Source organism: Sphingomonas sp. CD22 (genome assembly GCF_034556155.1).
Lineage (GTDB): Bacteria > Pseudomonadota > Alphaproteobacteria > Sphingomonadales > Sphingomonadaceae > Sphingomonas.
This window is the reverse complement of record NZ_JAYDYX010000006.1, coordinates 169,916-195,629: the sequence shown is the minus strand read 5'-3', so window position 1 is coordinate 195,629 and position 25,714 is coordinate 169,916. Positions and strand designations below refer to the sequence as shown.

General features: G+C 68.8%; 27 protein-coding genes and 1 riboswitch. Of the genes, 8 read left to right on the top strand and 19 right to left on the bottom strand.

Translation table 11 applies throughout. The annotated features are described in order from the left end of the window. Both cobW and SFC76_RS13410 read right to left on the bottom strand, forming a co-directional pair. Window positions 1-1,062, bottom strand: coding sequence for a cobalamin biosynthesis protein CobW (cobW, locus tag SFC76_RS13415; protein ID WP_322849929.1), 1,062 nt, complete (start codon window positions 1,060-1,062; stop codon window positions 1-3). Between the two features lie 179 nt (window positions 1,063-1,241). After that, window positions 1,242-1,472, bottom strand: a riboswitch (cobalamin riboswitch). A gap of 238 nt (window positions 1,473-1,710) precedes the next feature. Further along, window positions 1,711-2,082, bottom strand: a complete 372-nt coding sequence (locus SFC76_RS13410) for a response regulator (protein WP_322849928.1) — start codon at window positions 2,080-2,082, stop codon at window positions 1,711-1,713. Between the two features lie 181 nt (window positions 2,083-2,263). On the opposite strand from SFC76_RS13410, the gene SFC76_RS13405 reads away from it, so the two are divergent. Both SFC76_RS13405 and SFC76_RS13400 read left to right on the top strand, forming a co-directional pair. Beyond that, on the top strand, window positions 2,264-2,479 hold the full coding sequence (locus tag SFC76_RS13405; protein WP_322849927.1) for a hypothetical protein: 216 nt from the start codon (window positions 2,264-2,266) through the stop codon (window positions 2,477-2,479). Between the two features lie 53 nt (window positions 2,480-2,532). Continuing rightward, window positions 2,533-3,666 carry a metallophosphoesterase gene (locus SFC76_RS13400; protein WP_322849926.1) on the top strand — a complete coding sequence of 378 codons (1,134 nt, stop codon included), beginning with the start codon at window positions 2,533-2,535 and terminating at the stop codon, window positions 3,664-3,666. Window position 3,667: 1 nt separating this feature from the next. Here SFC76_RS13400 and SFC76_RS13395 read toward each other — a convergent pair whose 3' ends face one another. The 4 genes from SFC76_RS13395 to tgt form a co-directional block, all read right to left on the bottom strand. Further along, window positions 3,668-3,943: a hypothetical protein gene (locus tag SFC76_RS13395; protein ID WP_137899007.1), complete on the bottom strand. Its 276-nt coding sequence runs from the start codon at window positions 3,941-3,943 to the stop codon at window positions 3,668-3,670. Continuing rightward, window positions 3,940-4,143, bottom strand: a complete 204-nt coding sequence (locus tag SFC76_RS13390) for a DUF5818 domain-containing protein (RefSeq protein WP_322849925.1) — start codon at window positions 4,141-4,143, stop codon at window positions 3,940-3,942. The genes SFC76_RS13395 and SFC76_RS13390 overlap by 4 nt, the downstream gene beginning before the upstream one ends. Window positions 4,144-4,477: 334 nt before the next feature. Further along, window positions 4,478-4,666 carry a hypothetical protein gene (locus SFC76_RS13385; RefSeq protein WP_322849924.1) on the bottom strand — a complete coding sequence of 63 codons (189 nt, stop codon included), beginning with the start codon at window positions 4,664-4,666 and terminating at the stop codon, window positions 4,478-4,480. A gap of 1 nt (window position 4,667) precedes the next feature. Further along, on the bottom strand, window positions 4,668-5,804 hold the full coding sequence (tgt, locus tag SFC76_RS13380) for a tRNA guanosine(34) transglycosylase Tgt (protein WP_322849923.1): 1,137 nt from the start codon (window positions 5,802-5,804) through the stop codon (window positions 4,668-4,670). Between the two features lie 69 nt (window positions 5,805-5,873). Between tgt and SFC76_RS13375 the strand changes: the two genes are divergently transcribed. Beyond that, on the top strand, window positions 5,874-6,038 hold the full coding sequence (locus SFC76_RS13375) for a hypothetical protein (RefSeq protein WP_322849922.1): 165 nt from the start codon (window positions 5,874-5,876) through the stop codon (window positions 6,036-6,038). 5 nt (window positions 6,039-6,043) lie between these two features. Here SFC76_RS13375 and SFC76_RS13370 read toward each other — a convergent pair whose 3' ends face one another. From SFC76_RS13370 to SFC76_RS13335, 8 genes are all read right to left on the bottom strand, one after another. Next, entirely contained in the window at window positions 6,044-6,502 is a 459-nt protein-coding gene (locus SFC76_RS13370; protein ID WP_322849921.1) for an EF-hand domain-containing protein, read from the bottom strand. Next, window positions 6,502-7,536 (bottom strand): tRNA preQ1(34) S-adenosylmethionine ribosyltransferase-isomerase QueA, encoded by a 1,035-nt coding sequence (gene queA, locus SFC76_RS13365; protein WP_322849920.1) that lies wholly within the window; start codon window positions 7,534-7,536, stop codon window positions 6,502-6,504. The genes SFC76_RS13370 and queA overlap by 1 nt, the downstream gene beginning before the upstream one ends. Beyond that, window positions 7,533-8,252: a peptidylprolyl isomerase gene (locus SFC76_RS13360; protein ID WP_322849919.1), complete on the bottom strand. Its 720-nt coding sequence runs from the start codon at window positions 8,250-8,252 to the stop codon at window positions 7,533-7,535. Before SFC76_RS13360 ends, queA begins: the two co-directional genes overlap by 4 nt. A 326-nt stretch (window positions 8,253-8,578) precedes the next feature. Then, window positions 8,579-9,085: a pantetheine-phosphate adenylyltransferase gene (coaD, locus tag SFC76_RS13355; protein ID WP_322849918.1), complete on the bottom strand. Its 507-nt coding sequence runs from the start codon at window positions 9,083-9,085 to the stop codon at window positions 8,579-8,581. Window positions 9,086-9,096: 11 nt separating this feature from the next. Next, the gene (locus SFC76_RS13350; RefSeq protein WP_322850046.1) at window positions 9,097-9,954 is read right to left on the bottom strand and encodes a farnesyl diphosphate synthase; all 858 of its coding nucleotides are present in this window, start codon (window positions 9,952-9,954) and stop codon (window positions 9,097-9,099) included. A 37-nt stretch (window positions 9,955-9,991) separates the two neighbouring features. Next, window positions 9,992-10,231, bottom strand: coding sequence for an exodeoxyribonuclease VII small subunit (locus tag SFC76_RS13345; RefSeq protein WP_038665424.1), 240 nt, complete (start codon window positions 10,229-10,231; stop codon window positions 9,992-9,994). Between the two features lie 90 nt (window positions 10,232-10,321). Next, the gene (locus tag SFC76_RS13340; protein ID WP_322849917.1) at window positions 10,322-10,513 is read right to left on the bottom strand and encodes a hypothetical protein; all 192 of its coding nucleotides are present in this window, start codon (window positions 10,511-10,513) and stop codon (window positions 10,322-10,324) included. 58 nt (window positions 10,514-10,571) lie between these two features. Continuing rightward, window positions 10,572-12,257, bottom strand: a complete 1,686-nt coding sequence (locus tag SFC76_RS13335; RefSeq protein WP_322849916.1) for a diguanylate cyclase — start codon at window positions 12,255-12,257, stop codon at window positions 10,572-10,574. Between the two features lie 195 nt (window positions 12,258-12,452). Here SFC76_RS13335 and SFC76_RS13330 point away from each other — a divergent pair, with 195 nt between their 5' ends. Beyond that, complete coding sequence (locus tag SFC76_RS13330; protein ID WP_322849915.1) at window positions 12,453-12,860, top strand: NUDIX hydrolase; 408 nt, start codon at window positions 12,453-12,455, stop codon at window positions 12,858-12,860. 161 nt (window positions 12,861-13,021) lie between these two features. Here SFC76_RS13330 and clpA read toward each other — a convergent pair whose 3' ends face one another. Continuing rightward, window positions 13,022-15,337, bottom strand: a complete 2,316-nt coding sequence (gene clpA / locus SFC76_RS13325; RefSeq protein ID WP_322849914.1) for an ATP-dependent Clp protease ATP-binding subunit ClpA — start codon at window positions 15,335-15,337, stop codon at window positions 13,022-13,024. Between the two features lie 134 nt (window positions 15,338-15,471). Beyond that, on the bottom strand, window positions 15,472-15,666 hold the full coding sequence (locus tag SFC76_RS13320) for a DUF1192 domain-containing protein (RefSeq protein WP_416222427.1): 195 nt from the start codon (window positions 15,664-15,666) through the stop codon (window positions 15,472-15,474). Between the two features lie 95 nt (window positions 15,667-15,761). Between SFC76_RS13320 and SFC76_RS13315 the strand changes: the two genes are divergently transcribed. After that, window positions 15,762-16,760: an NAD(P)H-quinone oxidoreductase gene (locus SFC76_RS13315; RefSeq protein ID WP_322849912.1), complete on the top strand. Its 999-nt coding sequence runs from the start codon at window positions 15,762-15,764 to the stop codon at window positions 16,758-16,760. Window positions 16,761-16,832: 72 nt separating this feature from the next. Here SFC76_RS13315 and SFC76_RS13310 read toward each other — a convergent pair whose 3' ends face one another. After that, entirely contained in the window at window positions 16,833-17,108 is a 276-nt protein-coding gene (locus SFC76_RS13310; protein WP_322849911.1) for a hypothetical protein, read from the bottom strand. Window positions 17,109-17,329: 221 nt separating this feature from the next. On the opposite strand from SFC76_RS13310, the gene SFC76_RS13305 reads away from it, so the two are divergent. The 3 genes from SFC76_RS13305 (at window position 17,330) to SFC76_RS13295 (ending at window position 22,116) form a co-directional block, all read left to right on the top strand. Beyond that, on the top strand, window positions 17,330-18,409 hold the full coding sequence (locus SFC76_RS13305) for a LacI family DNA-binding transcriptional regulator (protein WP_322849910.1): 1,080 nt from the start codon (window positions 17,330-17,332) through the stop codon (window positions 18,407-18,409). A gap of 187 nt (window positions 18,410-18,596) precedes the next feature. After that, window positions 18,597-21,068 carry a circularly permuted type 2 ATP-grasp protein gene (locus tag SFC76_RS13300; protein WP_322849909.1) on the top strand — a complete coding sequence of 824 codons (2,472 nt, stop codon included), beginning with the start codon at window positions 18,597-18,599 and terminating at the stop codon, window positions 21,066-21,068. A 163-nt stretch (window positions 21,069-21,231) separates the two neighbouring features. Beyond that, on the top strand, window positions 21,232-22,116 hold the full coding sequence (locus SFC76_RS13295) for a transglutaminase family protein (RefSeq protein ID WP_322850045.1): 885 nt from the start codon (window positions 21,232-21,234) through the stop codon (window positions 22,114-22,116). A gap of 162 nt (window positions 22,117-22,278) precedes the next feature. Here the strand turns inward: SFC76_RS13295 and ligD are convergent, their stop codons facing one another. Both ligD and SFC76_RS13285 read right to left on the bottom strand, forming a co-directional pair. Continuing rightward, complete coding sequence (ligD, locus tag SFC76_RS13290) at window positions 22,279-24,798, bottom strand: DNA ligase D (protein WP_322849908.1); 2,520 nt, start codon at window positions 24,796-24,798, stop codon at window positions 22,279-22,281. Then, on the bottom strand, window positions 24,791-25,666 hold the full coding sequence (locus tag SFC76_RS13285; RefSeq protein ID WP_322849907.1) for a Ku protein: 876 nt from the start codon (window positions 25,664-25,666) through the stop codon (window positions 24,791-24,793). Before SFC76_RS13285 ends, ligD begins: the two co-directional genes overlap by 8 nt. Window positions 25,667-25,714: the final 48 nt, after the last annotated feature.

The following is a 25,714-nucleotide window of genomic DNA, read 5'->3' as shown; positions in this document are numbered from 1 at the left end:
TCAGCCGTTCAGCACGGGTCCGATCGTCGCGGGATCGATGCGGTCGTGCTCGGCGATGACGACCAGCCGGGTGGCGCGCGCCTCGTCCGGCCGCCACGGCCGGTCGTATTGCGTCCGCACCCGCGCGCCGACCGCCTGGACGAGCAGCCGCATCGGCTTGCCGCGCACCGCCGCATAGCCCTTGACGCGCAGCACGTCGGACTCGCGCGCGAGCCGTTCGATCGCTGCGACCAAAACCGCGGGGTCGTCGATCTCGCCGGTCTCGTGGACGAGGCTGTCGAAATCGTCGTGCTCATGCTCGTCCTCGCCATCGTGATGCGACGGGCGGGCGGCGATGTCGTCCTCGGCGGCGGCGTCGAGGCCGAGGATCACCGCGGGATCGATCACGCCGTCGACCAGCTCGACCACCGGCACCGGCCGCGGCGCCTCGGCGGCGATCACCGCGCGGGCGGCGGCGACGCCCTCCGGCCCGGCGAGATCGGCCTTGGTCAGCAGCACCATGTCGGCACAGGCGAGCTGGTCCTCGAACACCTCGGCCAGGGGCGTCTCGTGATCGATCCCCGGATCGGCGGCGCGCTGCGCGTCGAGCGAGGCGACATCGGTGGCGAAACGGCCGGCGGCGACCGCCTCGGCATCCGCCAGCGCGATGACGCCGTCGACGGTGATGCGCGAGCGGATCGCCGGCCAGTCGAACGCCTTCAGCAGCGGCTTGGGCAGCGCAAGCCCGGAGGTTTCGATCAGGATATGGTCGGGGCGCGGATCGAGCGCGAGCAGCGTCTCCACCGTCGGGATGAAATCGTCGGCGACGGTGCAGCAGATGCAGCCGTTGGCGAGTTCGACGACATTCTCCGCCGGGCAGTCGGGAATCGCGCAGCCCTTCAGGATGTCGCCGTCGACGCCCAAAGTGCCGAATTCGTTGACCACCACCGCGAGCCGGCGGCCATTGGCGTTGCGGATCAGATGGCTGATCAGCGTCGTCTTGCCGGCGCCGAGGAAGCCGGTGACGATGGTGACGGGCACCTTGGTAAGCCGGGAGGCGGCATGGGGCAGGGGATCGGCCACGGATGTTCCTTCGCGAGCGCCGCGACGACGAAAGCACGGTGGGGCCACATATCGCCGATGCGCGAGCGACGGACGGGCGCTTCGCATGTCGCCCGCGCCACGCACCGATGCGGGCCAACCGCATGGGTCTTCGTCGCTCAGACGGAACACCGTGCCCCGGCCATCCCCTGGGCCAAAGCAAGAGCGACCTTATCGCCGGCAGGTTTCCTGGCTCGCGGGTCATGGTTCGGGGCACGGCCTTCCCGGATCGGGCGAACCCTTGCCAGTGGCCGCCTTCCCGAAGGGGAAGGCATGTGTCCGTCACTCGCCGCTTACAGTTGCAGGGACAGCCGCGGCATTGGAGCCGAGGCCCCGCACCGCATTCCCATTTACGCCCCCTTGCGAAGGGCACCGACGCGATCATGGCACCGGGAACCGGCACCGCCGATCGACTTAGCCGCTACCGCCGGCTTTGCCAATCGCGCAGGCGAGCGCGGGCGACCGGCACTCTGTACGGTATCGTACATAGCCCGTTTCCGGTCGACTTGCGGCCGTTAACCATTAGAGCCCGTGCGCAGCAGGAAGGGTTCTCCCGATCCTTCGTGTGCAGTTCTCCAGGACTGTCGGAGCCGTCGCCGCATCCGTGGTGGCGGCTCCACCTCGACCGCGTCAGTGCGCGGCGAGAAGCGCGGCCTGATCGTCGATCAGGCGGCTGATCGAACGTTGCAGCGTGTCGTGCGACACCGGTTTTTCGATCACCGTTGATCCCGGCGGACATTCGCCGCAGCGCTCGGGATAGCCGGTGACGTAGAGGATCGGGATGTGGCGGCCCTCGGCGATCCGCTCGACCGCGCTCACCCCCGAACCGTGCGCGAGCTTGACGTCGGCGATGATCATCCCCGGCGTGCAGCGCTGCGCCGCCGCTTCCGCCGCCGCCTGCGTCTCGGCGATCTCGGTGCTGTCGGCCCCCGCGAGCAGCGCGGCGTCGGAGACGAACTGCCCGAACAGATAGGAATCCTCGATGATCAGCACATGGGTCATGACCGCTCCCGGCAGTGCCCGGACGCCGGCAGGCCAAAGGTGGCGATGCTTTCTCCCGAACCGGCCCCTAATGCGCCATCCTGATCTAAGTTCCTGATCGAGGTGATTTTTGTCTTGACGGAAGGCGTCATGCGTCCGGTCCCCGCGACGATGCGTTGACGCCGCTGACAAGGAGAGAATGATGACCGAGACCACCAATCCCGCCGACCACGCTAGCCCCGCCGAAGGCTTCGGCGATCTGCCGATCCAGCCGACCGGTTCGGGTGTCGCGGATCTCGAAATCGCCTATGAGCAGATGAAACTCGCCGAACAGGCCGAGGCAGACGTCGGTTCGGTCGCGGTGACGCCGACCGACACGAGCGAGGCCGCCGTCGAGAGCGCCGCGCACCCGAGCTGATCGACGGGCGGCGTGACGGGACGGCGACGCGGCCGCGTGGCGCGCCAAGGAGAATGACGATCTTCCACCTGATCTTTGCGACGCCGTCCCTGTACGTCATCGTCCGTTGGCTGTTGCCGCTGTCCCTGCCGCTCTGGGCGAAGGGGGGCGTCGCGGCGACGTTGCTTGCCGCCTCGCAATATCATTTCTGGAGCCGCCTTTCGTCGGGCTCGGTGTTCGCCCCGGAATTCCCGCGCGGCATCGTCATCCTGTTCAACTGGGCTTTCGGCGCGCTCGTGCTGCTCGCGCTGCTCCAGATCGTGCTCGATCTCGGCACGCTCGCCACGATGCTGGTCCGGCGCGAGGTGGCGGGGGCACCCGACGCGGCGCGCTACGGTAGCGCCGGCGTCGCGGCGCTGCTCGCCGCGATCGGCGTCGCCGGCGCGATCCGGGTGCCGCCGGTGCGCGACGTCACCGTCGCGGTGCGCGACCTGCCGCCGTCGTTCGACGGCTATCGGCTGGTGCAGCTCACCGACCTGCATATCAGCCGGCTGTTCCCGCAGCGCTGGACGCGGGCGGTCGTCGACCGGACCAATGAAGCGGGCGCCGACCTGATCGTCGTCACCGGCGACTTCATCGACGGATCGGTGGACATGCGCCGCGCCGACGTCGCCCCGCTCGCCGGGTTGCGCGCGCCCGACGGCGTCTATGCGATTCCCGGCAACCACGAATATTTCTTCGATTATGCCGGCTGGATGCGGCACCTGTCCGGGCTCGGCTTTCGCATGCTGCCCAATGCGCATCGCGTGCTGACCCGCGGTGGCGACGGGCTCGTGCTCGCCGGGGTGACCGACGCGTCCGCGCCGTCGCATGGCGAGGCCGGCCCCGATCTCGACGCCGCCTTGGCGCACCGGCCGCCGGCCGCGCCGGTCATCCTGCTCGACCATCAGCCGCGTAACGCACGCCTGGCGGCGTCGCGCGGCGTCGCGCTGCAACTGTCCGGTCATACGCATGGCGGGATGATCGCGGGGCTCGACCGGTTGTTCAGGCCCGCGAACGGTGGCTTCGTGTCGGGCCGGTATGCGGTGGACGGCATGACGCTCTACGTCAGCAACGGCACCGGCCTGTGGCCGGGCTTCGCCTTGCGCCTCGGCCGGCCGCCGGAGATCACCCGGATCACGCTCCGCACCGCGTCCGCGGCGGGCTGAGCTACAGGCCGAGCTTGTCGAGCGCGGCGGCGAGTTCCGCGTCGATCGCCGCCGCCTCGCCCTTCGGCGTGAGGCGGTTGAGCGCGGTCTGCACGCGGGTCTGCGCGACCTGCAGCGTCTTGTAGCGTACCTCACGCGTCGCATTGGTCCGCCACGACGGGCTCTCGCCCAGCAACGCCGCCCATTTCGCCTCCTCGACGGCGAGGATCGCCAGCGCCAGCCGCAATCCGTCGCGCCGGCCGCGGGCATAGTCGTCAGACGGGGGCGGGGTCTTCACGCCGGCGCCACGCCATCGGCGTTGACGAGATCCGGCCCGACCAACGTGCCGACCAGCCGCACGCGCTTCTCGACCAGATCGACCGGCGTGCGGTGCAGCTCCAGCTCGAACCGGCCGCCCGAATCGCGGCGCAGGTAGAAGGCGCCGCCGTCGCGGATCAACGTGCCGGTTTCATCGACCCTGGTTCCGATCGCGATCATCTTGGCGGTGCCTCGTGCTGGTGATGCCGGAAGAGGCGGCGGGGGAGAGCCGCGGGCTCGCATCCCCCGCCCATCCGGTCGGGCCGTTGCCGGTCTTGCCGGCGGCTCCTCTCCTGCCGTTTCTTGTCTATCCGCCCGAACACGGTGGCCACGACGTGCCGGATGTCAGGGCAAAAAGAAAGGCCGATCGAGACGACCGGCCGTAAAAGTTTTTAGGAGAGGATGCCTGAAAGGCACGCTCTTTGTGCAGCGCAGCACCTGTTCCCGCAAGTGCAAATGGTAGCGCTCAACATGCAAAGTTTGCAATCGCGATGGGAAACGCGTTTCGGGCCGGTCAGTCCTGCTTCTTGCCCGAATTGGCGAACAGCACCGCCGCCGCGACCGCTGCGGAGCCGATGCCGACGCCGATGATCCGCATCGGCCAATGGCTCTTGGTCGACGGATCGCGCGTCTTCGCGGCGGCGTCCTGCTGGGCCTTGGCCGCGGCGGCCGCGGCGAGAATCTCATTGGGCTGATCCGACATATTACTCTCCCTTGCCCCGCTTATAGCGCGCGCGGAACGCGTTCGCGAACGGGGTCAGTTCCCTGGCTGCAATGGCCTGCCGCAGGTCCGCCATCAAGCGTTCGTAGAACCAGATATTATGCTCGGTCATCAGCATTGCGCCGAGAATCTCGCCGGACCGGACGAGATGATGGATATACGCCCGGCTCCACGTCGTGCAGGCGGGGCAGGCGCATTCGGCGTCGAGCGGCCCCTGGTCCTCGCCGAATTTCGCATTGCGCAGATTGATCGGCCCGTCGCGGGTGAACGCCTGCCCCGTCCGCCCCGACCGCGTCGGCATGACGCAGTCGAACATGTCGATGCCGCGCTCGACCGCGCCGACGATATCGTCGGGCTTGCCGACCCCCATCAGATAGCGCGGCTGGTCCGCGGGCAGTTGCGCGGGCGCGAAGTCGAGGCAGCCGAACATCGCCTCCTGCCCCTCGCCGACCGCAAGGCCGCCGACCGCATAACCATCGAAGCCAATGTCGATCAGCGCATCCGCCGACGCCTTGCGCAGCCCTTCGTCGAGCGCGCCCTGCTGGATGCCGAAGATCGCATTGCTCGCGCCATGCTCGCCGCCCGCGTCGAACGCGGCGCGGCTGCGCTTCGCCCAGCGCATCGACCGCTCCATCGCCGCCGCCTGCACCTCGCGCGTCGCGGTGGTCGGGACCAGCTCGTCGAAGGCCATGACGATGTTGGAGCCGAGCAGGCGCTGGATCTCGATCGACCGTTCCGGGCTGAGCAGATGGCGGGTGCCGTCGAGATGCGACTTGAACGACACGCCCTCCTCGGAGCGTTTGGTGAGGTCGGCGAGGCTCATGACCTGATAGCCGCCCGAATCGGTGAGGATCGGCCGCTCCCAGCCCATGAAGCCGTGCAAGCCGCCGAGCCGCGCCACCCGCTCCGCGCCGGGGCGCAGCATCAGGTGATAGGTGTTGCCGAGGATGATGTCGGCGCCGCTCGCCGCGACGTCGGCGGGCTTCATCGCCTTGACCGTCGCGGCGGTGCCGACCGGCATGAAGGCGGGGGTGCGGATCGTGCCGCGATGCATCTGGATGGAGCCGGTGCGGGCGCGGCCGTCGGTGGCGGCGATGGTGAAGGCGAAACGCGAGGACATGATCGCTCCGCTTTGGCGAAGCCGGCCGGCGGTGTCGAGCGTTGGGGCGCGACAACAAGGAGATGGATCATGGCCGACGAACCTATGGCGCCCGGCGATCAGGCCCCCGCCGGCACCCCCGGCACGGGCGAGAACGTCTGTCCGCGCTGCAATGGCAGCGGACGGATCGGCGACGACGCCTGTCCGACCTGCGCGGGGTCGGGGGTGGTGATCGAGGGGATCGGCGGCGGCTGAGCCGCCTAGCGCTTGCGCTTGCCGGGCGGTCCCATCGTCCGGCCGGCCATGGCGCGGATCGTCAGCAGCTCCTTGCGGGTGACGACGCCGTCCTTGTCGACGTCGAGTCGCGCGAAAATGCGCGCGAACGTCGCCTGCAACTCGGCGAGCGTGATGCGATTGTCGCCGTCGCTGTCGACCTCGAACGGGCTCGGCAGCGCGTTGCGGTCGCCCAGCCAGCGCTCCGCCCAATCGGCGAAGGCGATATAGCCGATCGTCCCCGCCTTGCCGCTGTCGATCGCGGCGAAGCTGCGCCGCACGCCCGCATCGAGTTCGACGCGGGAGGTACGGCCATCGCCATCGCTATCGAAACCGGCGATCGCCATGCCGACCGGCTCGACGACGAAGGTCGCCGGCGGCTGGCCGGGCACCGCGGGCACCGGCAAGGCCGGAACGGCGGCCTGGAGCAGGAGCGCGAGCAGCATCACCCGCGCGCCGGCAGCAACAGCGACGCATCGCCATAACTGTAGAAGCGATACCCCGCGGCGATCGCATGCGCGTAAGCCGCCTGCATCCGCTCCCGCCCCATCAGCGCCGATACCAGCATGAACAGCGTCGATTTGGGCAGATGGAAGTTGGTCACCAGCCCGTCGATGCCGCGGAAGGCATAGCCGGGGGTGATGAAGATCGCGGTGTCGCCCTCGAACGGCGCGATGACGCCGTCGGCGCGCGCGGCGCTCTCGATCAGGCGCAGCGAAGTGGTGCCGACCGCGATCACCCGGCCGCCGTTCGCGCGCACCGTGTTGAGCCGGTCGGCGGTCGCGGCGTCGATCCGGCCCCATTCGGCGTGCATGCGATGATCGGCGGTGTCCTCCGCCTTGACCGGCAGGAAGGTGCCGGCGCCGACGTGCAGCGTCAGCGTCTCGTGCGCGATCCCCGCCGCCGCCAGCGCGTCGACCAGCGCCGGGGTGAAGTGGAGCGCCGCGGTGGGCGCGGCGACCGCCCCGGGTTCGGCGGCGAACATCGTCTGGTAATCGGTCGCATCCTGCGCGTCGGTTGGGCGCTTGGCGGCGATATAGGGCGGCAGCGGCATGCGGCCGGCACGCTCGAGCAGCAGTTCGACCGGCTCGTCGCCGGCGAAGTCGAGCGCGAAGCTGCCGTCCTCGCCGCGATCGGAGGCGCGCGCGCCGACCTCCGCGCCGAAGTCGATCGTGTCGCCGTCGCGCAGCCGCTTGGCATTGCGGATGAAGGCGCGCCAGCGGCGCGGTCCCTCGCGCTTGTGCAGCGTCGCGCCGATCGCCGCATCGCCCCGCCGCCCCTCGAGCTGTGCCGGGATGACGCGCGTGTCGTTGAACACGAGGCAGTCGCCGGCGCGGAGCTGGCCGGGCAGGGCGCCGACGGTCAGGTCACGCGTCGCCTCGCCGTCGAGGACGAGCAGTCGCGCCGCGTCGCGCGGCACCGCCGGGCGCAACGCGATCCGCTCGGCCGGCAGGTCGAAGTCGAAAAGGTCGACCCTCACTTGCGCGCAGGCGCGGCCCCGGCGGGCGCACGCTTGGGCGCGGCGGTGCCGGCCGGGCCTGCGCCGGGCAGCGTCACCGGCGCGCCGAGCGTCACCGGCGTCGGTGCGGCAGCGGCCGTGTAGGGCGGGGGATTGTCGGCGGCGATATAGGCGCGGACGATGCGGGTCGGATTGGCGGGCGGCTCGCCGCGCTCGATCGCGTCGACATATTGCATCCCGTCGATCACCCGCCCGAACACCGTATATTTCTTGTCGAGGCTGAGCCGCGGCTGGAAGACGATGAAGAACTGGCTGTTGGCGCTGTTCTCGGCGTCGGCGCGCGCCGCCGACACCGCACCGCGGACATGCGGCAGATAGTTGAACTCCGCGGCGACGTTGGGCAGCGTCGATCCGCCGGTGCCGTCGCCCTTGGGATCGCCGCCCTGCGCCATGAAGCCGTCGATCACGCGATGGAACAGCAGGCCGTTGTAGAAGCCCTGCCGGGTCAGCGTCTTGACCCGCTCGACCATCTTCGGCGCGACATCGGGGCGCAGCCAGATCGTCACCCGGCCGCCATCCGACAGATCGATCAGCCAGAGATTCTCCTTGTCGGTGGTCGCGGGCGGCGTCGCCCGCTCGGCGACCCCGGGCACCGCCTGCGCGGCGGCGGCAGCCGCGGCGAAGGGCAAGGCGAACAGGCAGAGAAGAAACGCAAACAGACGGGCGAACGGGCGCATGGAATATCCAACCTTAGGTGGTGCCGGCGGCTTAGAACAAAATGCGGATTGCACCAAACTGAACGTGGTCAGACGTTCCTGATGCTTGTCTGCGTCTCGCGTCGCTGCCCCGCTGGTCGATCCCCTATCGCACTCACGTCGTCACGCCGGACCCGTTCCAGGGTCCACCCTGCGGCGAGGAGAGAGGCTTGAGGGGCAGGCGCGCAACGGCGGCCCGGTGGACCCCAGAACGAGTCCGGCGTGACGAGTCGTTGGGGAGATCGATCGAGCCTCGTCATGCCCCCCTGTCCGATGGCCCTGGCCGTGCGGTAACGGGCGGAACGCCCTCAGCTGCCCTTGCGGCCGATCACCTCGACGCGGGCGACCACTTCGGCACAGACGGCGGGGGTGACGAATTTGCCGATCGGGCCGCCGAACAGCGCGATTTCCTTGACCAGCCGACTGGCGATCGGTTGCAGCGCGACGTCGGCCATCAGGAAGACGGTCTCGACCCGCGGATTGATCTGCTGGTTCATGCCCGCCATCTGATATTCATATTCGAAGTCCGCCACCGCGCGCAGGCCGCGGATGATGACCTTGGCGCCCTGGCGTTCGGCGAAGTCCATCAGCAGCGAATCGAAGGCGACGACCTCGACCGTGCCGCCGATCCCCGCCACCTCGCGGCGGACGATCGCCATCCGTTCCTCGATCGTGAACATCGGCGATTTGGAGGGATTGGTGGTGACGCCGATCATCAGCCGGTCGACCAGCTTCGCGCCGCGCCGGATGATGTCCATATGCCCCAAGGTGATGGGGTCGAAGGTGCCGGGATAGACGCCGATCCGCTCTGCCATGTCGTTTCCCTTCAGCGATCGCGTTCGACGACGTAGCGCGCGACCTCGCGCAGCACGTCGGCCTCGGAACCGTAGCCGTGGAGATGCTGTACCGCCTGGTCGACGAGCATGCGGCATTGCTCGCGCGCGCGATCGACGCCGAGCAGCGACAGGAACGTCTCCTTGCCCGCCTCGCCGTCCTTGCGCAGCGCCTTGCCGACCACCGCCTCGTCGCCCTCGGCGTCGAGCAGGTCGTCGGCGATCTGGAAGGCGAGGCCGAGGTCGTGCGCATAGCCGTGCAGGCTGCGCCGCCCCTCCGGCGGCACGCGGCCGAGGATCGCGCCCAGTTCGACCGAGACGGAGATCAGCGCGCCGGTCTTCATCTGCTGCAACCGGGTGACGGTGGCGAGATCGAAGCGCGAGCGTTCGGCGACGAGGTCCATCATCTGCCCGCCGGCCATGCCGCTCGGCCCGGAGGCGCGCGCCAGTTCCATCACCAGCTCGGCGCGGACGAAGGGATCGGCGTGCGTCCTGGGATCGGCGAGGATCTCGAACGCCAGCGCGTGCAGGCAGTCGCCGGCGAGGATCGCGGTCGCCTCGTCATACGCCTTGTGCACGGTCGGCTTGCCGCGGCGCATGTCGTCGTCGTCCATCGCCGGCAGATCGTCGTGGATCAGCGAATAGACGTGGATCGCCTCCACCGCGAGCGCGACGTCGCCCGAACAATCGCGGTCGACGCCGAACAGGTCAGCGGTCGCGCCGACCAGCAGCGGCCGCAGCCGCTTGCCGCCGCCGATCGCCGCATGCCGCATCGCGCGATACAGATCGGCACGGGGATCGTCGGGGATCGCGAGCAGCCGGTCGAACCGCGCGTCGATGTCCGCGGACATGCGCGCCAGGGCCGCGTCGAGCGTCGTCGTCACGCGATCAGCCTGCGGCAAAGGGGCGCGTCGCCGTCGCCTTGCCCTCGGCATCGAGGCGGATCGCCTCGATCCGCGCCTGCGCGGCGTCGAGCCGCTCGGCGCAGCGCTGGCGCAGCCGGTCGCCGCGCTCGTAGAGCTGGATCGATTCGTCCAGCGTCGCCTCGCCGCTTTCGAGCCGGCCGACGATGCGTTCGAGCTCCTTGAGCGCGTCTTCGAACGACAGGCTTTCGATAGGATTATCCATGGCCTCGCTATGCGGCAGCGTCGAAGCAGGCGCAAGCGCGGGCGGCGCCGGCATGGTTTCGCCCGGCCATGCCGGCATCGCCGCGTCCGGTCAGCGGTGCGCGGTCCAGGTGTAGAGCACCGATACGCCGACCAGCCCGAGGTCGATCGCCGCCTGGACGCGATGCGGGCGGGGATCGCCGATGTCGTGGGTGAGCAATCGGATATCCGGCGTCGGGTGACGCAGGGCGAGCAGCATGGCCAGCGCGAGCCCTGCCACGGCCAGTTTCCGACGGTCCCTCATCGCGTTATCCTCCCGATCGCGCACAGCGTACCAGAAAGCCGGTACGGCGGCCAGCGGGTCATGCCACCTGGACGAGGGCGTCGCCGTGGCGGACGCGGTCGCGCCCGGCCGCCTTCGCGGCGAACAGCGCGCGATCGGCGCAGCGGTACATCGCCTTCCAGTCGGTCTCGCGGGTCAGCGTGCCGGTGCAGGTGCCGATACTGGCGGTGACGACGAGGTCGAACGGCATCCGCTCCATGCGCAACCGGTCGAGCACCGCGCGCGCGTCGAGCGGCGTATCCGCGCGCACCAGCATCGCGAATTCCTCGCCGCCGATCCGCGCGACCAACGCCTCGGGCGTGGCGGCGGCGCGCAGCGAGCGGGCGATGAGGCGCAGCACCTCGTCGCCGCCGTCATGACCGATCGTTTCGTTGATCCGCTTGAAATGGTCGATGTCGACGAGGATCAGCTGATGCTCGTCCTCGCGGCCGATCGCGCCGTCGAGGAAGGCGCGGCGGTTGAGCAGGCCGGTGAGCGGATCGGTCGCGGCGAGCAACCGGGCGGCGATCTCCTGCTCGCGCGCCGCGTCGCGCTCGAGGCTGAGCAGCCGGATGCGATAGGCGACGCCGAGCGACGACAGCGCCGCCTCCAGCGCCATCGCCAGCAGCGTCGAATTGTCGATCCACAATTGCCAAGCGAAGACGTTGAACGCCGCCAGGATCCGCACGCTGCCGAGCACCACCGGCGCCCCCCAGGCGAGGCCGAAGACCCACAGATAGTTGCTGCGCCGGCGATAGGCGCGGATCAGGATCGGGGCGAGCAGGGTGATGACGAACAGATAGCTTGCGGTGCTGATCAGGTCGGTGACCGCGGCGAAGCGCGGCGTCAGCCACGCATAGGTGCCGGCGGCGAGCAGGACGAAGGCGATGACCGCGCTGCTGTACGGCCGCAGCCAGCCGTCGAACACGCGGCGTTCGAAGAAGGCGCGCGCGAAGACCAACGCCGCGGCGGCCGAACCGGCGAGCAGCACGTAGTTGATCCGCTGGCGATCGTTGTTGTCGATGCCGCTGATCTGGCCCAGCAGCCCCGACGAGGTGAAGGCGTAACCGAGCAGGCACAGCACCATCAGGCAATAGGCCGGCTGGAACGCCTGGCGCAGCGCCGCCCATAATGCGAGATTGTAGACGAGCAGCGCGAGGCACATGCCGGCGAACGCCGCATAGAGTGCGGCCATCGTCATGTCGGCGGCCGCGGCGGCGTCGCGATCCATCAGCGTCGGCCCGACCAGCACGCCGCGGCGGTTGAGCGCACCCTCGACGTGCCACAGCAATCGCACCGGCGGCGCGGCGTGACGCGGCAGCGCGAGTTCAATGATCGCCCCGAGCCGCAGGTGCCGGCCGGCATTGGCGCTGGTGAAGCCGGTGTGGCGGATCGCGCCATCGGCATAGAGCACGTAGAGCGTCGCGCGCGCCTGCCACAGGCTCGCCTGGCGCACCCGCAGCGCTGCGTCGTCGGTGGCGGGCAACGGTTGCGACAGCACCCAATAATCGCCCGGGCCGTAACTGGTCTGCTTGCCCGCGCAATCGAAGCGCTGCGGCTGCGCGAACAGCGTCGCGGCGGTGCGGCCGTCCGCCTGGCCTGCGGCGGGGAGGATGCAGGCGCGCAGCGGAACGTGCGTCTCCGCCTGCGCGGGAACGGCAGCGATCGCGGTCAGGACCAGCAACAGGACGGTGAGGATCCATCGTATTGCGGGTGCGCTCGACATGAGCTGGCGGCTAGCAGCCGAGTGCAAACCATTGGTTAACAACGGGGTAAGCCGATTTGCGCGGTGCCGGGCGATCGGGCAAAATGGCACTGTAGAAAAGATTGACGCTCAACGTGTTGACTACCCTAATTCCTCCCCCTGGCGGGGGAGGATTTTTGCGAACCATGATCATCGATTCCGCCCAGGGAGCACCGCATGCATTCCATGTCCGAACCGCGCGTCGGCTGCGGCGCGGCGATCGTTGTCGATGGCCAGATCCTGTTGCTGCGCCGGCTGAAACCGCCCGAGGCGGGCTGCTGGGGCCTGTCCGGCGGCAAGATCGATCTGTTCGAAACAGCCGAGGCGGCGATGCGTCGCGAGGTTTCGGAGGAGCTGGGCATCACCGTCGGTGCTGCGGACTGGCTGTGCTGGGTCGACCAGATCGATACCGACGCCGGCACGCATTGGGTCGCGCCGGTCTATCGCGTCCGCGACTTCACCGGCACGCCGCGCAATTGCGAGCCGACCAAGCATGAGGGACCGCAATGGTTCGCGCTCGACGCGCTGCCGGAGCGGCTGACCACGCCGACGCGGGTCGCGGTGGCGGCGCTGACCGGGCGGTAGCGCGACCGGAGGGCTGGCGTGGATCGACATTCAGGTTTCGACCAAAGTGCTCCCCCTGGCGGGGAAAGAATTTGACGGAATGTCGCGGCCCTCGCGTTGCTCAAACGAAAACGGGCCGGACTGTCGCCAGTCCGGCCCGCTCTGCCATCATCGTCCGACGTTTATTTCGCGTCGACCGGTTCGGCCTTGCCCTTCTTCTTCGGCTTCTTCGGTGCCGCCGGCTCGATGCCGAAGGACAAAGCGCCGTCCTTCATCCGTACCGTGACCTCGCCGCCATGGACAAGCTTGCCGAACAGCAGTTCCTCCGCGAGCGGCTGCTTGATCTTCTCCTGGATCAGGCGGCCCATCGGACGCGCGCCGTACAGCTTGTCATAGCCCTTCTCGGTCAGCCAGCTCTTGGCGGCATCGTCCAGGTTGATGTGGACGTTGCGGTCGGCGAGCTGGAGTTCGAGCTGGAGGATGAACTTGTCCACCACCCGCGCGACCACCTCCGTCGGCAGGTAACCGAACGGCACGATCGCATCGAGCCGGTTGCGGAATTCCGGCGTGAACATCTTCTGCACCGCCTGCTCGTCCTCGCCCTCGCGGGTGAGATTGCCGAAGCCGACCGTCTCGCGCGCCATGTCGGACGCACCGGCGTTGGTGGTCATGATCAGGATCACGTTCCTGAAATCCACCGACTTGCCGTGCTGATCGGTGAGACGGCCGTTGTCCATCACCTGCAACAGGATGTTGAACAGGTCGGGATGCGCCTTCTCGATCTCGTCGAGCAGCAGCACGCAATGCGGGTTCTGGTCGACCGCATCGGTCAGCAGCCCACCCTGGTCGAACCCGACATAGCCTGGAGGCGCACCGATCAGCCTGCTGACCGAATGCCGCTCCATATATTCGCTCATGTCGAAGCGCTGGAGCGGAATGCCCAGGATCGACGACAATTGCTTGGCGACCTCGGTCTTGCCGACGCCGGTCGGGCCGGTGAACAGATAGTTGCCGATCGGCTTTTCCGGTTCGCGCAGGCCGGCGCGGGCGAGCTTGATCGCCGAGGCGAGCTTCTCGATCGCGCTGTTCTGACCGAAGACGACGCGCTTCAGATCGGTTTCGAGGCTTTCCAGCGCCGCCTTGTCGTCGGTGCTGACCGACTTCGGCGGGATGCGCGCCATCGTCGCGATCACCTGTTCGATCTCCTTTGCGGTGATCGTCTTCTTGCGCTTGTTGAGCGGCACCAGCATCTGCATCGCGCCCACTTCGTCGATCACGTCGATCGCCTTGTCGGGCAGTTTGCGGTCGTTGATGTAGCGCGCCGAAAGCTCCACCGCCGACTTGATCGCGTCGGGGGTGTATTTGACGTTGTGATGATCCTCGAACGCCGAGCGCAGGCCGGCGAGGATCTTGATCGTATCCTCGATCGTCGGTTCGTTGACGTCGATCTTCTGGAAGCGCCGCAGCAAGGCGCGGTCCTTCTCGAAGTGGTTGCGGAATTCCTTGTAGGTGGTCGAGCCGATGCAGCGGATCGTGCCGCCCGACAGGGCGGGTTTCAGCAGGTTGGACGCGTCCATCGCGCCGCCGCTGGTCGCGCCGGCACCGATCACGGTATGGATCTCGTCGATGAACAGCACCGCGTGCGGCAGCTTCTCGAGTTCGTTGACGACCGCCTTCAGTCGCTCCTCGAAATCGCCGCGATAGCGGGTGCCGGCGAGCAGCGCGCCCATGTCGAGGCTGTAGATCACCGCCTCGAGCAGCACGTCGGGAACCTCGCCCTCGACGATCTTGCGTGCCAGCCCTTCCGCGATCGCGGTCTTGCCGACGCCGGGATCGCCGACATAGAGCGGGTTGTTCTTCGACCGGCGGCACAGGATCTGGATCGTGCGATCCACCTCCGGCCCGCGTCCGATCAGCGGATCGACCTTGCCGATCTTCGCCTTCTCGTTGAGATCGACCGTGAATTGCTTGAGTGCGCTTTCCGTCTTGCCCTTCTCCTGTCCCTTGGCGGGCTTATCCTCCTCGGCGCCCTTGGGCGTCGTGGCTTCGGCGGCTCCGGCACCCTTGCCGACGCCGTGGCTGATGAAGCTCACGGCATCGAGGCGGCTCATGTCCTGCTGCTGCAGGAAATAGACGGCATAGCTTTCGCGCTCGCTGAACAAGGCGACGAGCACGTTGGCGCCGGTCACCTCGTCGCGGCCCGACGATTGGACGTGCAGGATCGCGCGCTGCACGACGCGCTGGAAGCCGCTGGTCGGCGAGGGATCGGTCGCGGCATCGACCTTGAGCGCGTCGAGCTCGGTATCGAGATAATGCGCGACGGTTGTCTTGAGATCGCCGAGCTCCACGTGGCACGCCTCCATCACCTTGGAGGCATGTTCGTCGCCGATCAGCGCGAGCAGCAGATGTTCGAGCGTCGCATATTCGTGCCGACGCGAGGACGCGGCTTCGAGCGCCTTGTGCAGCGTGGTCTCGAGCGCGGGAGCGAAGGATGGCATTCAGATTACTCCAGTCGGGTCGCGGTGGGTGGCCGAACCCTTTCCAACCATGTCGGTATCGCGGGCGTCCGCATCAAGCACTTGACGTCGCACGTCCGGCATCCTGCACGCGGCCGGTCCAGTGCGGTGCCGGTTCATCGCCGGAATAACGCGTCGGCGCTTGCGCGGTGGTTAACGGATCGCTCGCGCGCCAACCGGGTGCGCAGGATCTCACCCTCCAGCGCGACGAGACGGGCATCGAGTTCGGCAACCGACAGCGGATCGAGATCCTGCCGCAGCAGCTCGGTCAATGCGTCGTTGGGACGCGACGGGGCGTCGTCCGATTCCATCATCGCATAACGTTGACCCCCGCCCGCGCGATGTCAATAAGGCCCTATGGCCCGTATCCCTGCGGTCGGGCGAGCTACGGACAGGATGCGACCGGATGAGCGAAGTGCCCGAGACGATGCAGGCGATCGATCCGGAGGCGCCCGGCGGGCCGGAGGTGCTGCAACTGGTCGAGCGGCCGGTGCCGCGGCCCGCCGCGGGCGAGGTGCTGATCCGCGTCGCCGCCGCCGGGGTCAACCGCCCCGACGTGCTCCAGCGCAAGGGCGGCTATCCGCCGCCGCCGGGGGCGCCGTCGATCCCGGGACTGGAGATCGCCGGCACCGTCGTCGCGCTGGGTGCCGATGTCGACGAGGCGCTGCTCGGCCAGCGGGTCTGCGCGTTGCTCGCCGGCGGCGGCTATGCGCAATATGCCGTCGCGCCCGCGGGCCAATGCCTGCCGGTGCCCGCCGGGCTCGACATGGTCGAGGCGGCGGCGATCCCCGAGACGCTGTTCACCGTGTGGACCAACCTCTTCGAACGCGCCTTCGCGACCGAGGGCGACAGCGTGCTGCTGCACGGCGGCACCAGCGGCATCGGCACGATGGCGATCGCGCTCGCCAACATCTTCGGCCTGACGATCATCGTCACCGCCGGCTCGGACGCGAAATGCGCGCGCGCGATCGAACTCGGCGCGACGCATGCGATCAACTACAAGACCGAGGATTTCGTCGAGCGGGTCAAGGCGATCACCGACGGCAAGGGCGTCACGGCGGTCATCGACATGGTCGGCGGCGATTACGTGCCGCGCAACCTGCAATGTCTCGCCGACGACGGCCGCCACGTCTCGATCGCGGTGCAGGGCGGCGCGCAGGCGACGATCCCGTTGTTCGAGATCATGCGCCGCCGCCTGACGCTGACCGGATCGACGCTGCGGCCGCGCGACACCGCGTTCAAGACGCTGGTCGCCGACGAGATCGGCCGCACCGTCTGGCCGCATGTCGAGGCGGGCCGGCTCCGCCCGATCATCGACCGCGTCTTCCCGCTCGCCGAAGCCGCCGCGGCGCACGCCCGGATGGAAGAGGGCGATCACGTCGGCAAGATCGTGCTCACCGTCTGACCCGCGCCGGCTCTGGATACCATTGGGGCCTCGCCACCATCGGTGACGAGGCCCCTCAGGATGATCGAAGGATCAGTTGCTGTCCGAATCGTCGCTGCCACCGGTGGCGACCAGCACGCCGACGACCAGCGCCGCCAGAATCCCGATGCTGATCAGCGTGGTGCCGGGCACCGATGCGCCGAGGTGGCTTTTCGAAGACGCCGGTGCCGCGGCGCGCGCGACCGACAGGCTCGCCGCCGGATTGGCGGCCGGCGCGGCCGGCGCGGCCGGCGCGGCCGAGGCGGCGACGGGGGCGGCGAGCAATGCGGTTCCGGCGATCGCGGTGAGCATGCGCTTGATGGTGGTCATGTCGTTAACTCCCTTGTCTTTAAACGGTAACTTGTTGAAATCTATCCGACGGACGTGCGCCGCGGTTTGTGTTCGGAGGTCCTTTGCGATGCAAGTGGAATCTTGACGCGCGGCAGGTGCGGTTCCGCACCGGGCATGCTCTTACTGGCGAAACTCTTGCTCCCCTTGCCGCTTGCGTCCATGCCTGCGGTTCATCCCCAATGGATTGTCCCGCGCGCGTCATGACTCTTCCTCCCGCTTCTCCGCCCCGTTCCTCCCGCAGGGCGGGTTCCGCGCCGACGATCAGCGACGTCGCCACCCGCGCCGGCGTGTCGCCGATGACCGTCTCGCGCGTCATCAATGGCGAGAGCAACGTCCGCCCCGCCACCCGCGACCGGGTCAACGACGCGATCTCCGCGCTCAACTACGCGCCCAATCCCGCCGCGCGCAGCCTGGCGGGGGCGGGGCCGTCGCGCGTTGGCCTGCTCTACAGCAATCCCAGCGCCGGCTTCCTCAGCGAATTCCTGCTCGGCAGCCTCGACCAGGCGAGCCGCAGCGACGTGCAGATCATCGTCGAGAAATGCGACCTCGGCGATCATGAGCTGGAGGTCGCGCAGCATCTGATCGACGGCGGTATCGACGGCATCATCCTGCCGCCGCCGCTGTGCGAGGCGCCGGCGCTGCTCGCGCTGCTCGACGCCGCCAATATCCCCAGCGTCGCGGTCGCCACCGGCCTGCCCGCCGAACGCCAGATGGCGATCCGCATCGACGATCGCGCCGCCGCGGCGACGATGACCCGGCATATCATGGACCTCGGCCATCGCCGCATCGGCTTCATCGCCGGCAACCCCAATCTGTCCGCCAGCGACCAGCGGCTGGAGGGCTATCGCGAGGCGCTGGCCGAGGCCGGGATCGCGATCGACGCGGACCTGATCGTCGACGGCCTGTTCACCTATCTCTCCGGCCTCGACGCCGCCGAGCAATTGCTCGGCCTCAACGATCCGCCGACCGCGATCTTCTCGTCCAACGACGACATGGCGGCGGCGACGGTGGCGGTGGCGCATCGCCGCGGGCTCGACGTGCCCGGCGACCTCACCGTCTGCGGCTTCGACGACACGACGCTGTCGACCGCGATCTGGCCCGAACTCACCACCATCCACCAGCCGATCGCCGACATGGCGCGCGCCGCGGTCGCGCTGCTCGTCGGCACCATCCGCCGCCAGCGCGGCGGCGACGCGCCCCGCCACCAGGTGCTCGACTATACGCTGATCCGCCGCCAGTCCGACGCCCCGCCGCGGCGCCGGCCGCGTGCCAGCCTGTAGCTTGGATCGACGTTCCGCGCCTCCGCGTGAACGTCCCTGCCTCTCCCCGCGCAGGCCGACGCCGGTTGCCGATCCCGCGCCATGCGAAGCGAGATCGCAATCGGCCGCGGCGGCCGGTTATGGGTTGCGTCGCAGCGCGCAAGCGTAGACGGTGCCGGCGGGGCGAATGAGGGTGACACGCTAAGCTATGGCGACGCAGGCTGCGCCTTTGGATGCCGCGACGCATGCGCGGCAATGGATCGCCGATTATTGCGCCCGCGCCACTGCGGGCGACGTCCTGTGCGGCGGCGAGGATCGCGCCTGGGCGGCGATGTTCGAGGAACTCGCCACCGTCGCCTCCGACGATCTCGATCACGTCCGCGAGCGGGTGCAGCGCCACGCCGCCGATATCGGCATGGGCTTCCGCATCATCGGCGAGGCGGACGAGCGGCCCTGGCCGGTTTCGCCCGTGCCGCTGCTGATCGAGGCGCGCGAATGGGCGCATATCGTCCGCGGCGTCACCCAGCGCGCCGCGCTGATGGAGACGGTGATCGCCGATCTCTATGGCCCCGGCAAGTTGGTCGAGCGCGGGCTGATCCCCGCCGCTCTGGTTACCGGCAGTCCCTATTTCCTGCGGCCGATGGTCGGGCTGGAGCCGCCCGGCGGCCGCCATCTCCATTTCATCGCGATCGACCTCGGCCGCGGCCCGACCGGCGAATGGCGCGTGCTCGCCGATCATCTGCGCGCGCCCGCCGGCGCCGGCTATGCGCTGGAGAACCGGCTCGCGGTCAGCCGTACGCTCGGCGGGTTACAGGCGCGGATCAACGTCCAGCGCCATGCGCCGTTCTTCGCCGCCTTCCGCGCCGGCATCGCCGCGATGTGCCGGCGTACCGATCCGCGCATCGGCCTGATGACGCCGGGCCGGTTCAACCCGAGCTATCCCGAACAGGCGCATCTCGCGCGGTATCTCGGCCTGCTGCTGGTCGAGGGCGCCGATCTCGCCGCGCTGGAGAACCAGCTCTACGTCCGTACCATCGGCGGGCTGAAGCGCGTCGACGCTTTGTGGCGGCGCGTCGATCCGCGCATGCTCGATCCGCTGGCGTTCGATTCGCATTCGCAGATCGGCGTGCCGGGGCTGATCGACGCTTATGCTGCGGGCAACGTCGTGCTGTCGAACGCACCCGGCGCGGGCGTGCTGGAGGCGCCGGCGTTCGGTGCCTTCCTGCCGCAACTCGCGACGCGCTTGTGCGGCGAGAGCCTGCATCTGCCCAATATCGCGACCTGGTGGTGCGGCCAGCCGTCCGAGCGCGCGCGCGTCGAGGAGGATCTCGACCGGCTGCTGGTCGGCGCGGCGTTCGGCCCGGTGCCGCTCGGCCTGCCCGGCGGCCGCACCGTGCCGGGTGCCGAGCTCGACGCCGGCCAGCGCGCCGCCTTGCTCGCCGACATGGCGCGGCGGCCGCAGGACTATGTCGGGCAGGAGATCGTCCGCCTGTCGACGATGCCGGTGGTGATCGACGACCGGTTGGTGCCGCGGCCGTTCACGCTGCGCGTGTTCGCCGCGCGCGACGGCAATGGCGAATGGACGGTGCTGCCCGGCGGCTTCGCGCGGATCGGCGAGACGACCGATGCGCGCGCGAGCGTGATGGGCGAGGGGGTCTGGTCCGCCGACGTCTGCATCCACGGCGCCGACACGGTCGAGCCGGTGTCGCTGCTCCCCGCACCCGATTCGCACCACGTCCGCCGCAATCCCGGCACGCTGCCGAGCCGCGTCGCCGACAATTTCTACTGGCTCGGCCGCTATCTGGAGCGCGGTGAGGCGTTGCTGGCGGCGATCCGCGTCATGCTCGGCAATTCGATCGACGCCGATGGCGGCGCGGCGCTGTCGCCGGCCACCGTCGGCAAGCTGGTCGGCCTCATCACCGGCGGCGGCGCCGCGCCGCATCCCGCCTCGCTGCATCGCGGCGACCTCACCGCCTTCGCGCGCACCGCGATGGAGGACGAGGGCTGGCATTCGGTCGCGACGATCAACCGGCTCGCGCGCGGCATCGGCGATGGCTCGCGCGACCGGCTGTCGGCGGACATGGTGCGGCTGCTCGAAGCGCCGTTCCCGACGCATCGCGGCATGCTCGACCGCGCCGGTTCGCTCCAGCGCCGCTATGTCGCGATCGCCGGCCTGTCGGCGGAGCATATGGGGCGCACCGCGGCATGGCGGTTCCACGACCTCGGCCGCCGCGTCGAGCGGGCGATGGCGATGACCCGCGCGCTGCGGCTGTTCGGCATGCCCGGCGCGACCGCGGACGATCTGTCGACCCTGCTCGACCTCGCCGACAGCCAGATCAGCTATCGCCAGCGCTATCTCACGGGAATCGCGCGCGTCCCCGTCGTCGACCTCGTCGCGCTCGATCCGGGCAATCCGCGCAGCCTCGCCTATCAGGCGGAACGGATCAACGAGCGGCTGCGCGACCTGCCGGTGCTGAGCGACGACGGCATGCCCGAACCGCAACAGACGCACGGCCGCAGCCTCGCCGCGGCGCTGGCGATGACGACCGCGGCGACGCTCGAACCCGACGTGCTCGGCGATATCGAGCGGCGGCTGGCGCAATTGTCGGAAGGCGTCGCGCGCCGCTATTTCCTGCAAGGCGCCGAGCCGCTGCGCGCCGGCGGGCTGACGCTGGCATGAGGGCAATGCAGCACGGCGGATGGGGTTCGGGCGCTTTCCTGCTTTCCCCCGTCACCCCGGACTCGTTCCGGGGTGACGGGATGGGTAGGAAAACCGGCTGCCCCAAGCCATTCATCATAGGCACCCGTGCCGCTTGTCCGGCGGAAACCGCATGATCGGTGAAATGCTCTACGATATCCGCCACATCACCCGGTTCGACTATGGCGGCAACGTCAAGTTCGCGCGCTGCAACCTGCGGCTGAAGCCGATCGACTGGCCGGGGCAGAGCCTCGAGGATTATGCGCTCACCGTCGAGCCGGTCGGCCGGCTCAGCCCGGCGCGCGCCGAGGCGGGGCTCGCCAACGTCACGCGGCTGGTGATCGACACGCCGGTGCGCAGCCTGACGATCGAGAGCCGCTCGCGGATGCGCGTCGACCGGCTGGTGCCAATGGCCTCGCCCGACGATCCGACGCTCGGCGAGATCGCGGCGCTGGCGCGCGCCAGCCGCGACCTGTCGGCGGCGAGCCCGGCCAATTACCTGTTCCCGTCGCCGCTGATCCCGCTCGACCACGCCATCGCCGCTTATTGCGCGCCCGATCTCGATCCGGCGCGCGGCGCGCTCGAGGCGGGGATCGCGCTCGCACGCCGCATCCAGGACGATTTCACCTTCGACGCGACCGCAACGCTCGTCGACACGCCGCCGCACGAGGCGTTCCTCAAGCGCAAGGGCGTCTGCCAGGATTTCGCGCAGATCATGATCACCGGCCTGCGCGCTGCCGGCCTGCCCGCGGCCTATGCCAGCGGCTATATCCGCACCATCCCGCCCGCGGGCCAGCCGCGGCTGGTCGGCGCGGATGCGACGCATGCCTGGGTGCTGCTATGGTGCGGGCCGGTGCACGGCTGGGTCGGGCTCGATCCTACCAACGGCATCTGGATGGCGGGCGACCATATCGTCATGGCGGTCGGCCGCGACTATGCCGAGATCGCGCCGGTCGACGGCGTCGTGCTCGGCTCGCAGGCGCAGAACATGGCGGTGAGCGTCGACGTCGCGCCGCTGGCCGAGGGCTGATTCACGTTCCCCGTTTGCGCTGAGCCTGTCGACGCCTGTCCGGAAGGACACGGAGCAGAGGTGTCGCTTACCTCCCCCTCCGTCATGCCTTCGGCATGCCACCTCCCCCTGGCGGGGGAGGATTTTATAGTCCCCGAACTGATTGTCGTTCCGGCCTGGCCCTCACAAATCCGGCAACACCTGGTCCGCCACGCCCCAGCCCGCCAGCGCCCGCGACGTCGCGCGCCGCATCAGCTCGTCGGCATCGCGCACGCCCCAGCGCGCCGCGGTGTCGATGTCGCGCAACTCGGTCCACGACACCGGCGCGGCGACCGGGGCGCCGGCGCGCGCGCGCGCCGAATAGGGCATGATCGCGGTGCTGCCGCGCTGGTTGCGCAGATAATCGATGAAGATCTTCCCCTTGCGCTTCGCCTTGGTCATCACCGCGACGTAGCGGTCGGGCTCCGCCGCCGCCAACGCCCGCGCAAAGCGATCCGCGAAGTCCTTCACCGCGGGCCATTCCGCCTGCGGCGTCAGCGGCACGACGACGTGCACGCCCTTGCCGCCCGACAATAACGGAAAGCTGACCAGCCCCAGTTCGGCGAGCTGCGCGCTGACGTGCTCCGCCGCGCGCTTGGTGTCGGCGAAATCGAGCCCCTCATCGGGATCGAGGTCGATCACCAGCCGGTCGGGCTTCTCCAGCGCGTCGATCCGCGAGCCCCAGCCGTGGAATTCGATCGTCCCCATCTGCACGCAGGCGACCAGCCCGTCGGCATCGTCGACATAGAGATAGGGCTGTACCGAGCCGTCCTTCTCCGTGACGTCGACATGATGCACCGTGTCGCCGAAGCTGCCCGCGTCATGCTTCTGGAAGAAGCATTGCTTGGCGCGTCCCTGCGGACAGCGCACCAGACTGACCGGCCGCCGCCCCGCCCAGGGCAGCATGATCGGCGAGAGTTGCGCATAATAATCGGCGAGCTCGCCCTTGGTGACGTCGCTCTCCGGGAAGATCACGCGGTCGCGGCTGCTGACCTTGATATGCACCTCGGGCGCGGCGGGCGCGGGTTCGGGCACTTCCGCGACCACGTCCGCCGCCGCCTTGTCGCCGCGCAGGCCGAGGAAGCTCGAATGGCGCAGCACCTTGTCGGGTGTCACTTCGGCAAAGGCGATCTCGGCGACGAGTTCGGGCTTGACCCATTTGGCACCGCGGAGCGCCGCCTTGAACGGCTTGAGGCTCTCCGCATCGACCGGCGGCGTCTTGACCGCGAGCCCCGCCAGCCGCTCGGCGAGATCTTCCATCATCGCCTGATCGAAGCCGGTGCCGACCTTGCCCGCATAACGGAAGCCGCCATCCTCGTGCAGCCCGAGCAACAGCGATTTGAAGCCGCGCTTCTTGTCGGACGGCGTCCAGCCGATGATGACGAACTCCTGCCGCCGCGTGCATTTCGCCTTGAGCCACGTCCGGTTGCGCTTGCCGGCATAGGGCGCGTCGGCGCGTTTCGAGACGACGCCCTCCAGCCCCTCCTTGCACATCGCCTCGAACAGCGCCTCGCCCGATCCCAGCACGTGCTCGGCGAACTGCAGGCGCGGCCCGTCGGTCAGGATCGCGCGCAGCCGGTCCTTGCGCTCGACGGTGGTCAGCGCGGTCAGGTCCTCGCCGTTCAGTTCGATGAGGTCGAAGGCGAACAAGGTCATGTCGCCGCCGGCCGAAATTGCATCCTTGAGCGTCGAGAAATCGGGCCGCCCGTCCTTGAACGCGACGATCTCGCCGTCGATCAGCGCGCTGTCGACGGGCAGGTCGGCAGCGGCCTCGGCGATCGCGGCGAATTTGTCGGTCCAGTCGAGCCCGCTGCGGGTGTGGACCTTCGCCTCGCCCCCGGCGACCGCGACCAGCGCGCGATAGCCATCGTATTTCACCTCGTGCAGCCAGCCGGTGCCGGCGGGCACGCCATCGACCAACGTGCAGAGTTGCGGTTCGCGGAACGCGGGCAAATCCTCCCCGGCACGGGGAGGGGGACCGCGGCGCTTTCGCGCCGTGGTGGAGGGGGGGCTGCCGCGGGCAGCGCGCTTGCGGCCATCCCCCTCCACCAGCTTCGCTGGTCCCCCTCCCCGTGCCGGGGAGGATTTGGGTGGCTTGCCCTCGGCGATCTCCGCCATCGTCCGGCCCGTCTCGACGCTGGTCAGCGCCTCCTCCACCAGCGTATCGGTGCCGCCGGCATAAGCGTCGTCGAGCTTGCGCAGCAGCCAGTTCTCGCGCTTTTCCTTGGCGCGTGGCTTCAGCCGGATCAGCAGCCACTCGCCCTTCATCCGCTCGCCGTCGAGCGTGAAGTGGAGATGGCCCTTGTCGATGTCCTTGGCCGATTTGCCCGCCACCGGCGCCCAGGTGCCGCGATCCCACAGCATCACCGTACCGCCGCCATATTCGCCTTTGGGGATCGTTCCCTCGAACGTCGCATAGGACAAGGGATGGTCCTCGGTGCGCACCGCCAGCCGTTTCTCGTCGGGATCGAGACTCGGCCCGCGCGTCACCGCCCAGCTCTTGAGCACCCCGTCGACCTCCAGCCGGAAGTCCCAGTGCAGCCGCGTCGCGTCATGCTTCTGCACCATGAAGCCGTTGCCGTGGCCGGGCGCGAGCGTCCCCGCCGGCTCGGCGGTCTTCGCGAAGTCGCGCTTGGCGTTATAGCGTTCGAGCGGATCAGGCACGTTTCTTCGCCGGCGCCTTCTTGGCCGGTGCCTTCTTCGCGGGCGCCCCCGTCTCCGCCTTGGCCCCTGCCTTGGCCGCGCCCGATTTCTCCATCGACTTCTTGAGCGCCGCCATCAGGTCGACGACGTTGCTCGATGTCTTGCCGCCGTCGTCCTTCTCCTCGATCACCTTGGCGCCCTTCGCCTTGCGCTTGCGCTCGACGAGGTCCTTCAGCGCATCGACATAGCGGTCGTGGAATTCCTGCGGATCGAACGCCGAGGTCTTCTTGTCGATCAGCGCCTCGGCGAGATCGAGCAATTCGGCATCGGGCTTGCCTTCCGGGATCTCGCGGAAATAGCTCTGCGCCTTGTTGACCTCGTCGGCGTATCGCAACGTTTCCAGCACCAGCCCGCGTCCGCACGGTTTCAGGCTGACGACATATTCGCGCCCGCGCATCGCCAACTGGCCGAGCCCGACCTTCTTGGTCCGCCGCAGCGCCTCGCGCAGCACGATGAACGCCTCCTCGGCGAGATCGTCCGCGGGCACGACGAAATACGGCTTCTCGTAATAGAGCACGTCGATCTCGCTCGCATCGACGAACTGGGTCAGCTCCAGCGTCTTCTTCGATTCGAGCTTCACCGCGTCGATCTCGTCCTGCTCGAGCAGCACGAACTCGCCCTTCGACACCTCATAGCCCTTCATGATCTCGTCGGTATCGACCGGGCCGACGCCGGTGACGATCTTCTCGTAATGGATCGGCTGGCCGGTCGGCTCGTGGATCTGCTTGAACGCGACCGACGCGCCGCTCTTGGTGGCGGCATAGATCTCGACCGGGATTGACACCAAGGCGAGCCGGATCTGTCCTTGCCAATAGGCGCGTGCGGGCATGTTTGGGTCTTTCCGTTGCGGAAGCGATTCAATCCCCGGGCGCGGGAG

Coding starts and splice junctions, on each gene's coding strand:
- SFC76_RS13410 (WP_322849928.1), bottom strand. CDS start 2,082: ATGACCCATGTGCTGATCATCGAGGATTCCTATCTGTTCGGGCAGTTC.
- SFC76_RS13405 (WP_322849927.1), top strand. CDS start 2,264: ATGACCGAGACCACCAATCCCGCCGACCACGCTAGCCCCGCCGAAGGC.
- SFC76_RS13400 (WP_322849926.1), top strand. CDS start 2,533: ATGACGATCTTCCACCTGATCTTTGCGACGCCGTCCCTGTACGTCATC.
- SFC76_RS13390 (WP_322849925.1), bottom strand. CDS start 4,143: ATGATCGCGATCGGAACCAGGGTCGATGAAACCGGCACGTTGATCCGC.
- SFC76_RS13385 (WP_322849924.1), bottom strand. CDS start 4,666: ATGTCGGATCAGCCCAATGAGATTCTCGCCGCGGCCGCCGCGGCCAAG.
- tgt (WP_322849923.1), bottom strand. CDS start 5,804: ATGTCCTCGCGTTTCGCCTTCACCATCGCCGCCACCGACGGCCGCGCC.
- SFC76_RS13375 (WP_322849922.1), top strand. CDS start 5,874: ATGGCCGACGAACCTATGGCGCCCGGCGATCAGGCCCCCGCCGGCACC.
- SFC76_RS13370 (WP_322849921.1), bottom strand. CDS start 6,502: ATGCTGCTCGCGCTCCTGCTCCAGGCCGCCGTTCCGGCCTTGCCGGTG.
- SFC76_RS13360 (WP_322849919.1), bottom strand. CDS start 8,252: ATGCGCCCGTTCGCCCGTCTGTTTGCGTTTCTTCTCTGCCTGTTCGCC.
- coaD (WP_322849918.1), bottom strand. CDS start 9,085: ATGGCAGAGCGGATCGGCGTCTATCCCGGCACCTTCGACCCCATCACC.
- SFC76_RS13350 (WP_322850046.1), bottom strand. CDS start 9,954: ATGTCCGCGGACATCGACGCGCGGTTCGACCGGCTGCTCGCGATCCCC.
- SFC76_RS13345 (WP_038665424.1), bottom strand. CDS start 10,231: ATGGATAATCCTATCGAAAGCCTGTCGTTCGAAGACGCGCTCAAGGAG.
- SFC76_RS13340 (WP_322849917.1), bottom strand. CDS start 10,513: ATGAGGGACCGTCGGAAACTGGCCGTGGCAGGGCTCGCGCTGGCCATG.
- SFC76_RS13335 (WP_322849916.1), bottom strand. CDS start 12,257: ATGTCGAGCGCACCCGCAATACGATGGATCCTCACCGTCCTGTTGCTG.
- SFC76_RS13330 (WP_322849915.1), top strand. CDS start 12,453: ATGCATTCCATGTCCGAACCGCGCGTCGGCTGCGGCGCGGCGATCGTT.
- clpA (WP_322849914.1), bottom strand. CDS start 15,337: ATGCCATCCTTCGCTCCCGCGCTCGAGACCACGCTGCACAAGGCGCTC.
- SFC76_RS13320 (WP_416222427.1), bottom strand. CDS start 15,666: ATGGAATCGGACGACGCCCCGTCGCGTCCCAACGACGCATTGACCGAG.
- SFC76_RS13315 (WP_322849912.1), top strand. CDS start 15,762: ATGAGCGAAGTGCCCGAGACGATGCAGGCGATCGATCCGGAGGCGCCC.
- SFC76_RS13310 (WP_322849911.1), bottom strand. CDS start 17,108: ATGACCACCATCAAGCGCATGCTCACCGCGATCGCCGGAACCGCATTG.
- SFC76_RS13305 (WP_322849910.1), top strand. CDS start 17,330: ATGACTCTTCCTCCCGCTTCTCCGCCCCGTTCCTCCCGCAGGGCGGGT.
- SFC76_RS13300 (WP_322849909.1), top strand. CDS start 18,597: ATGGCGACGCAGGCTGCGCCTTTGGATGCCGCGACGCATGCGCGGCAA.
- SFC76_RS13295 (WP_322850045.1), top strand. CDS start 21,232: ATGCTCTACGATATCCGCCACATCACCCGGTTCGACTATGGCGGCAAC.
- SFC76_RS13285 (WP_322849907.1), bottom strand. CDS start 25,666: ATGCCCGCACGCGCCTATTGGCAAGGACAGATCCGGCTCGCCTTGGTG.